The sequence below is a fragment of the Acidiferrobacteraceae bacterium genome, assembly GCA_037388825.1.
Taxonomy (GTDB): Bacteria; Pseudomonadota; Gammaproteobacteria; order Acidiferrobacterales; family JAJDNE01; genus JARRJV01.
This window is the reverse complement of sequence record JARRJV010000063.1, coordinates 1-9,022: the sequence shown is the minus strand read 5'-3', so window position 1 is coordinate 9,022 and position 9,022 is coordinate 1. Positions and strand designations below refer to the sequence as shown.

Annotated in this window: 5 protein-coding genes; 3 read left to right on the top strand and 2 right to left on the bottom strand. The window is 64.0% G+C overall.

Going from position 1 to position 9,022, the window contains the following annotated elements:
- The first annotated feature begins 210 nt into the window (after positions 1 to 210).
- On the top strand, positions 211 to 4,509 hold the full coding sequence (locus P8X48_10630; GenBank protein ID MEJ2107760.1) for a DEAD/DEAH box helicase: 4,299 nt from the start codon (positions 211 to 213) through the stop codon (positions 4,507 to 4,509).
- Between the two features lie 36 nt (positions 4,510 to 4,545).
- On the opposite strand, the gene P8X48_10625 is transcribed toward P8X48_10630, so the two are convergent.
- Positions 4,546 to 4,719: a hypothetical protein gene (locus P8X48_10625; GenBank protein MEJ2107759.1), complete on the bottom strand. Its 174-nt coding sequence runs from the start codon at positions 4,717 to 4,719 to the stop codon at positions 4,546 to 4,548.
- Positions 4,720 to 4,923: 204 nt separating this feature from the next.
- Between P8X48_10625 and P8X48_10620 the strand changes: the two genes are divergently transcribed.
- Entirely contained in the window at positions 4,924 to 5,442 is a 519-nt protein-coding gene (locus tag P8X48_10620; GenBank protein MEJ2107758.1) for a hypothetical protein, read from the top strand.
- A 16-nt stretch (positions 5,443 to 5,458) separates the two neighbouring features.
- Positions 5,459 to 6,235, top strand: coding sequence for a CPBP family intramembrane metalloprotease (locus P8X48_10615; GenBank protein ID MEJ2107757.1), 777 nt, complete (start codon positions 5,459 to 5,461; stop codon positions 6,233 to 6,235).
- A 178-nt stretch (positions 6,236 to 6,413) separates the two neighbouring features.
- On the opposite strand, the gene P8X48_10610 is transcribed toward P8X48_10615, so the two are convergent.
- The coding region (locus tag P8X48_10610) for an HAD-IC family P-type ATPase (GenBank protein MEJ2107756.1) at positions 6,414 to 9,022 on the bottom strand (2,609 nt) is incomplete at its 5' end.

The window sequence follows — 9,022 nt, the reverse complement described above, 5'->3', positions numbered from 1 at the left end:
CTTCTGCACCTGCAGGCGTTTGGCAAAGCGGGCCAGGTCCTCCGCCGTCAGCGTATTCAGCGGAATCAGGTTTTTCAGTCTCTCGGCTTCCATACGGCTCGCACCACCCCAATTCACGGGAACGCGGCCGCGTCCCCTGGTTCACCCTACATAATAAGTAAACGCGCCGGCCACGGCCACGCCGACCGACAACAGGGGTATGATGGGCAGATGTCACGCGAAATCTTCCATCCCGCCGTAGCGCACTGGTTTGAAAGCGCTTTTGACGGCCCGACCCCGGCGCAACTGGAGGCCTGGCCCGCCATCGGCGCCGGCCACCACACCCTGCTCGCTGCCCCCACCGGCTCGGGCAAGACCCTGGCCGCCTTCCTCGCCGCCATCGACGAGCTGGTGCGCGAGGGCTTGGAGCGTGGACTCGAGGACGAGACCCGGGTGTTGTACGTATCGCCGCTCAAGGCCCTGTCCAACGACGTGCAGAAAAACCTCGAGGCGCCGCTTGCCGGCATCCGTGACAGCCTGCTGGAACACCAGCTGCCGGACGTGGACATCCGCGCCCTGGTGCGCACCGGTGACACCCCCGCGGGCGAGCGCGAACGCATGCGCCGGCGCCCGCCCCATATATTGGTAACGACGCCGGAGTCGCTCTACATACTATTGGGCTCGGAATCGGGCCGCGGGATGCTGAAGACCGTGCGGGCGGTGATCGTGGACGAAATCCACGCCCTCGCCGGCAACAAGCGTGGCTCCCATCTTTCCCTGTCCCTCGAACGACTGGCAGCGCTTTGCCCAACGCCGCCGGCGCGCATCGGCCTGTCGGCCACACAGAAACCCCTGGACCGCATCGCCCGCTTCCTCGTCGGCGAGGACCCGCGTGAATGCCGCATCGTCGACACGGGTCACGTACGCGAGCGCGACCTGGCGCTGGAGCTGACTGCTTCGCCCCTAGAAGCAGTGATGCCGGCCGAGGCCTGGAGCGAGATCTATGATCGCCTGGCCGAACTGGCACAGGAACAGCGCACGACGCTGGTGTTCGTCAACACACGCCGCCTCGCCGAACGCGCCGCCCGTTTTCTCGCCGAGCGCATCGGCAACGAGTGGGTCACCGCCCACCACGGCAGTCTCGCGCGCGAACACCGGCTGGACGCGGAACAGCGACTGAAGAACGGTGAGCTGCGTATCCTCGTCGCCACCGCGTCATTGGAACTCGGCATCGATATCGGCGACGTGGATCTCGTATGCCAGCTCGGTTCGCCGCGCTCCATCGCCGCCTTCCTGCAGCGGGTCGGACGCTCCGGCCATGCCGTCGGCGCTACGCCCCGTGGTCGCCTGTTCCCGCTGACGCGCGACGACCTGGTGGAATGCGTTGCGCTGCTGGACGCCGTGCGCCGCGACGAGCTCGACCGCATCATCATTCCGGCGAAGCCGCTGGACGTGCTGGCGCAGCACATCGTCGCCGAGGTCGCCTCGCGCGAATGGAAAGAAGAAGAATTGTTCGAACATTTGGGTCGCGCCTTTCCCTACCGCGAATTGACGCGCGATGAATTCACCGACACCGTGCGCATGCTGGCCGAGGGCTACACCACCCGCCGCGGCCGTCGCGGTGCCTACCTGCACCGCGATGTGGTCAACGGACTGCTGCGTGGCCGTCGCGGCGCGCGCATGACCGCGCTCATGAACGGCGGCGCCATCGCCGACCAGTTCGATTACGACGTGGCGCTCGTGCCCGACGGCCATTCCATCGGCAGCCTGAACGAGGACTTCGCCTTCGAGAGCATGCCCGGCGACATTTTCCAGCTCGGCAACACCTCCTATCGCATGCTCAAGATCGAACAGGGCAAGGTCTACGTGGAGGATGCCCACGGCCAACCGCCAAACATCCCTTTCTGGGTGGGCGAGGCCCCGGGGCGCACGGACGAGCTGTCCGCGGCGGTGTCGCGCCTGCGCGCTACCGCCGACGAATTGCTGGACGATGGCGTCGACGTCCTGACGCATTGGCTTGTGAATGAGCTGGAACTATCCGTGGTCGCCGCGCAGCAACTGGCGGAATACCTGGCGGCGACGCGCGCGGCCTTGACGGCGATCCCGAGCCAGGACACCATCGTCTTCGAGCGCTTCTTCGACGAGAAGGATGACATGCACTTCGTCATTCACAGTCCCTTCGGCTCGCGCATCAACCGCGCCTGGGGACTGTCCCTGCGCAAGCGCTTCTGCCGCAAGTTCAACTTCGAGCTGCAGGCGGCGGCGACTGATGACAGCATCGTATTGTCCTTAGGGCCAACCCACAGCTTCCCGCTGGAGGAGCCGGCGCGCTACCTGCACGCCGACAGCGTGCGCACCATCCTGGTCCAGGCGCTGCTGGATGCGCCCATGTTCGCCACCCGCTGGCGCTGGAACGCCAACATATCGTTGGCGGTACCGCGCATGCGCAACGGCAAGCGCGTGCCGGCCCAGTTCCAACGCAGCGACGCCGAGGACCTGGTCGCGGTGGTGTTCCCTGACCAGTTGGCGTGCTTCGAGAACATCAGCGGCGATCGCGAGGTGCCGGATCACCCACTGGTGTCCCAGACCCTGGTCGACTGCCTGCACGACACTATGGATATCGAAGGCCTGGAGGCCTTATTGCGGCGGCTGACCGCGGGCGAGATTCGCCTGGTCACCCGTGACCTGGCGGCGCCGTCACCGCTGGCACAGGAGATCATCAATGCCCGCCCCTATGCCTTCCTCGATGGCGCGCCGGCGGAGGAACGGCGCACCCTCGCCATTCGCGAGCAGCGCCATCTCGATCCGCAAAGCGCGGCCGAACTCGGGCGCCTCGATCCAGACGCCATTGCCCGCGTGCGCAAGGAGGCCTGGCCGGCACCGGAGAACGCGGACGAGCTGCATGATGCCCTCAACGTCACCGGCTTCATCAACGAGGACGAGGTCGCCAGCTCGTTCTGGCACGGGTTCTTCGCCGAGCTCACGAGACAGAACCGCGCCTGCGTGCTGCTGGCCAATGGCAAGCGTCTGTGGGTGGCGGCGGAACGCCTGACGCAGTTACGGGAGGTGTTTCCCGACAGCCAGTGTGAGCCGACGATCGTTGCGCTGAATGAAGGCGAAACCACGGATCGCGACGAGGGACTGCGCGAGATCGTGCGCTCGCGCCTGGAGTCCACAGCCATGATTACCGCCGACACCCTTGCGCGCGCTTCCGGACTCGATGCAAAGGAAATCGAAGCGGCGCTGCTGGCGCTGGAACAGGAAGGCTTCGTCGTGCGCGGCAACTTCACGCACACGACCGAGGAAACGGAATGGTGCGAGCGCGGCCTGCTGGCGCGGGCGCAGCGCTACACCCTCAATCGCCGCCGCGCCGAGATTGAACCGGTATCGGCGTCGGTGTTCATGCGCTTCCTGTTCCGCTGGCAGGGACTGGACGAGCGCGGCGAGGGGCCGGATGCCCTCGCGCGGGTCATGGGACAGCTGGAAGGCCTGGCACTGCCGGCGGCGGCGTGGGAACAACAGGTGTTGCCGGCACGGATGGAGCACTACCAGCCGTCGCTGCTCGATACCTTATGTAACGCGGGTCAGCTCCTGTGGCTGCGCCCGCCACCGCCAAGGGAAACCGGAAGCAAGCGCAAGGCAGCGCCGGTGCGGGTTACACCGATTACCTTCATGCCGCGCGTGAATGCGATCCATTGGCGCGCAAACCTTCCGCCGCTGGACGAGCAGAACCTGTCGGCCAATGCGCTCAAGGTGCACGACACCCTGGCCGAACACGGGGCATCATTCTTCGTCGAACTGGTACAGGAAACCGGACTGCTGCGTACCCAGGTGGAAGACGCCCTGGCCGAACTCGTCGCATTGGGACGCGTGACTGCCGACAGCTTTGCCGGCCTGCGCGCCCTGCTCCTGCCCCAGAACCGGCGCGCGTCCTACTCGCAAAACCGCCACCGTCGCGTCGCTGCCACCAGCGTCGATTCCGGCGGGCGCTGGTCGCTGGTGCGCAGAACGACTACTGCTCCGACAAAGGAAGACGAATGGGCGCGGGTGGAACACGTGGCGCAGACGCTGTTGCGCCGCTACGGCGTGGTGTTCCGCCGCCTGCTGGAACGGGAGGCGGGCCTGCCCGCCTGGCGCGATCTGCTCTATGCCTACCGGCGCCTGGAGGCGCGCGGCGAGATTCGCGGTGGGCGCTTCGTCCAGGGATTCGCCGGTGAACAGTTCGCCCTGCCGGAGGCCGTGGGCCTTTTGCGCCAACTGCGCCGCGCCGCCGCGAACGAGGACTTCCTCTCCATCTCCGCCGCCGATCCGCTGAACCTCACAGGAATCATTACCCCGGGCTCGCGGGTCCCGGCCAACACCGGCAACCGCGTCCTCTACCGCGACGGCATCCCGCTGGCGGTGAGCATCGGCGGCAAGGTGGAATTCTTCGGTGAGGTCGCGCCGCAGACCGAATGGGAGGCGAGGCACCTGTTGCTACGGCAACACAATGCGGCGGCTGTAGTGAGGGGGCCGGAACAATCGATTTGAGGGTGTTCTTACTTTGAGCCCGCATACGAGGCATGCCTACTGCTTGCTATCTTCCTTTAATGAATCCGGCTTGACCATATCGCGGATAGTCTGCTGAACGAGGTGCTTGTAGAAGATTTCGTAGGAGATCTTCCGTGATATCAGGAATCCGCCGTACGCGGCCCCCAGCAGAAATACGATAACGATCAGCGCAATGATCTTCCGGTTCATCTCGCTTCTCCTGCGATGGTGAATGAGAACGATGGCCGGTCAATAGAGCCAGACAAAGTCATTCTAACGCGAATGGATGCCGTCTGGAGCCACAATAAAAAACTTTACGGAACAAAAAGGGGTCTGAGTGATTTTTCTTTGAGCAATTGCTTCTAATATCCGAGAATATTTCTCTGTGACCCCCGTTTTCCCTGAGCAGCGCCCATGGACCTGGAAAGCTCATTGTTGTCGCCGAAACGCATCCTTGCCCTGCTGCTGGTCCCCTACGTCCTGTGGCTGGTGTTCGCCTACCACTATCACTTCGTTGACGGCGCCAATCTACTGTTCCACGAGGCCGGCCATGTCTTCTTTGGTTTCTTGGGCGAGGTAATGGGCGTGCTCGGCGGCAGCCTGGGACAAATGGTCTTTCCCATCTTCTGTATTGCCTACTTCTGGCGCCTGGACAAGAAATTCGAGGCAGGCGTATGCGGAATCTGGCTCGGCGAAAGCATGATGTACATGGCGGTCTACATGGCCGACGCCCGCACCCAGGCCCTGCCCCTGGTGGGAAACGGCGATCGCATCCACGACTGGAACTTCCTGCTGATTCACTGGGGCATGCTCGACTCCGCGGAGTCCCTGGGGCGCTTCTTCCACGTGCTGGCATCCATCATGGTCGTCGCAAGCCTTTTGTTCGCCTTTGTGCACTCGGCCCGGGAAACCGGGTCCGAGAGCAATCGTTGACGCCTGCGAGGCTCCTATGACTAATCGGCAGGGTTCCGTCACGAGCTACGTGGCGCTGGTATTCGCTCTCACGATTCCGTTCCTGGTGGCCGGGGCGCTGGTGCCAATCCAACTATTGCCCGGCGTCCCTCTGAGCGCGATCGCCGTGCTTGTCCCCACGCTTGTGGCCTGCCTTTTCGTCTACCGCGACCGTCGCTTTTCCGGCGTTCTTGAGCTTCTGCGCAGGTCGTATGACTACGGGCGCGTGAAGAACTGGCGCTGGTTCCTTGTCGTCCTTCTGATCAACCCGGCGATCGCGATTCTGGCGTTCTGGTTCATTCGTGCCACCGGCAAGCCGATTCCGGCGCCAGGCGCAATCGACCTGTCGGTATTCGCGCTCGCGGCCGTGGTCCTGGTCGGCGCCATGGCCGAGGAAATCGGCTGGACCGGATACGCCACGGAGCGCCTGCTGCGGCGCAATGGAGTCCTCGTGACCGGCCTGCTGCTTGGCTGCGTATGGGCGGTGTGGCATGTATCGCTGCTGCTGCAGGTTCAACGATCGATGGACTGGATCCTGTGGTGGTCGTTGGGCACGGTGTCGTTGCGAGTCATCATGGTATGGCTGTATACACACACGGGCGGGAGCGTGTTCGGCGCCACCCTGTTCCATGCCATGATCAATCTTTCCTGGCAGATGTTTCCGGTTCACGGCTCATTCTATGATCCCAGGGTATTTGGACTGATTTCCCTTGCCTTCGCGATTGCTGTGCTATTTGCGGAGCGCCTTTTGTGGAAGAGGCGAACGGCGGGATAAATTTCCAATCCGTCCGCCTCTACCTGCTCAGAACCGATCGCTGGCAGTGACGGATTCCAGGGGAGGTTGCCCGGCTCGCGGCCAGGGATCGCGCGCGCCCTTTCCGATCGCGACAAACATGGCGATGGCGTGGTTGTCGGAATCGGTGTGAGCCACCCCATCCTTGTTCACGCAGCGATTAGCGACGGGCAAGGAAAAGCTTGTGCAGCTCCATGACCAGGAGCAGGACGAGTGACAACACCAACAACTGCAACCACAGTTCGAGGCTGACGGGTTGGACGCCGAGCATCTCGCGCAACCCGGGTGTGAACATGGCACCGATATGAACCAGTTGTGCCGCGATGGCGCCGAACAGCAGCAGGCGGTTGCGAAGCGGGTTGTGACGAAACACGGATAGGGTCTCCGAACGGCTGTTGAAGGCCTGGATGTTCTCGAACAACACCATCAGCAGCAGGCAGATATTCCGCGCCTCCGATTCACTATATCCCTTGTGAAGCAGCCACCAGAACAGGGCAAAGGCGATCACGCCGATGACAATCGCAGAGAGCACGACCCGCTCGAGCATGATGCGGTTGAATATACCCTCGCGTGGTGATCGCGGAGGCCGGTTCATTTCGCCGCCCTCGGCCGGTTCGAAGGCCAGCGCCACATCCTGGATGCCGTTGGTGACGAGGTTGAGCCACAGCAGTTGCACCGCCCCCAGCGGCAAGGGCAGTCCCGCGGCCAGTGCCAGGGCGAACAGCACGATCTCGGCGGCACCGGTTGAGATCAGCAGGAAGATGACCTTGCGCACGTTCGCGTAGGCGACACGCCCTTCCTCCACGCCGGCGACGACCGAAGCGAAGTTGTCATCCGCGAGGATGATATCGGCGGCCTCGCGCGCAACATCGGTGCCGCCCCGACCCATGGCCACGCCGACATGGGCATACTGAAGTGCCGGGGCGTCGTTGGCGCCGTCACCGGTCACAGCGACGTAATGACCGTTGCGGCCGAGGGACTGCACGACCGCCAGCTTCTGCCGCGGCTCGACCCGGGCAAAAACGCGCGCGCCATGGGTCACACGGTCCAGTCCATCGTCGCCCCCGCTTGCGACGGCCTCGGCAAGCTGGGTCCCGGTAACGACGTGCTCCATCTCCCCGGCCATTTCCAGATCGCGTGCAATGGAAAGCGCGGTAACCGGATGATCGCCGGTGATCATAGCCACCTGGATACCGGCACGACGGCAGGCAACCATGGCATCTTTCACTTCCGGCCGCATGGGATCGATCATTCCGACGAGACCGAGGAAACTCAGGCCGCGCAACTGCTGGCGCGCAAACGATTCCGGCCTCCCGTCCTCGGCAATGCCTCCGGCCAGGGCCAGCACGCGATACCCATCCTTGGCCATGGAATCCGCCTGGGCCAGGATCTCATCGCGCACCAGCGCGATGTCGCCGTCGTCGGTCACCATGCGATCGCACATGTCCAGCACCGTTTCCACCGCGCCCTTGACGGAGACGAGGTGTTGGCCGTCGACGCTGTTCAGGCTGGCGGCAAAGCGATTCTCCGGCTCGAATGGAATGGTTGCGATCTCGGGGTGGCGTTCGCGAATATCTGGTTGATGGATGTCCGCCTTGTGCGCGAATACCAGCAATGCGGCATCGACGGCATCGCCGCTGAAGGTCCATTCGCGTTCCCGTTGCCCGTAGAACGCCTCGTTGGCGAGGGCGCCGGCAAGGGCGATGCGCGCCACATGCCGTTCATGGGCGTCGGCGTCGGCGTCGCCCGGCGGCAGGATCAGGCCATCGGGCACGAGTCCCTCGCCAGTGACGGTCGTTGGCCCCTGGTTCGGGAAGCGCAGTTGCCGTAGCGTCATCTGGTTCACGGTCAGTGTGCCGGTCTTGTCCGTGGCGATGTAGGTGCATGAACCCAGCGACTCCACGGCCACCAGTCGCCGCACGATCACGCTTCGCCGCACCATGCGTTCCGTGCCTACGGCGAGGGCAACCGTCATCGCGACCGGGAGTCCCTCGGGGATGGCGGACACGGCCAGCGCCACTGCAAGAAAAAAGATCTCGTGCCAGACCATACCGCGCCACAGCGCAACCGCGGCCATCAGCGCGACCGCGGCTCCAATGAACAAGGCGATACGCGTCGTAAACCGCTCCATGCGGACCAGCAGCGGCGGTTTGGAGGACTCGCCCCCCAGAACGGTGGCGGCGATTTCTCCGAGCGCGGTGGCGAGGCCGGTGGAAACCACGACGCCGCGGGCGCGGCCGTGGGTGACAATGGTTCCGGCAAAGGCGAGATTGAAGCGGTCGCCAAGCGGGCACCCGGGATCGAGGATGTCCTCCGGGCGCTTGCGAACGGGCAGTACCTCACCCGTCAGCAGCGACTCATCGCATTCCAGGCCGTGACTATCGAGCAGTCGCAGGTCGGCAGGCACCTTGACGCCTGATTCGAGCAAGACGATATCGCCCGGTACCAGGTCCTCTGCATCGACCACGCGGGTGTCGCCGTCGCGGTAGACGCGGGCACGCATCGCCACCAGTTTGCTCAAGGCCTCGGCCGAGCGCTGCGCGGTGTAGTCCTGCCAGGTGCCGATGATCGCGTTGATCAGCAGTACAAGCAAAATGAAGCCGGCGTCGGTAAATTCTCGCAGAAACAGCGACACCGCCGCCGCCAGCAACAGGACATATATCAGGGGGCTTTCGAATTGGCGCAGCGCGATGCGCAGCAGGGTTGGGGGTTCGGCGCGGGGCAGCAGGTTGAAACCATATTCCTGCTGCCGTCTTGCGACCTCGGCAC

Excerpts from the sequence above, each read along its gene's own strand:
- P8X48_10620 (MEJ2107758.1), top strand. The coding sequence starts at position 4,924 with ATGGACCTGGAAAGCTCATTGTTGTCGCCGAAACGCATCCTTGCCCTG.
- P8X48_10625 (MEJ2107759.1), bottom strand. The coding sequence starts at position 4,719 with ATGAACCGGAAGATCATTGCGCTGATCGTTATCGTATTTCTGCTGGGG.
- P8X48_10615 (MEJ2107757.1), top strand. The coding sequence starts at position 5,459 with ATGACTAATCGGCAGGGTTCCGTCACGAGCTACGTGGCGCTGGTATTC.
- P8X48_10630 (MEJ2107760.1), top strand. The coding sequence starts at position 211 with ATGTCACGCGAAATCTTCCATCCCGCCGTAGCGCACTGGTTTGAAAGC.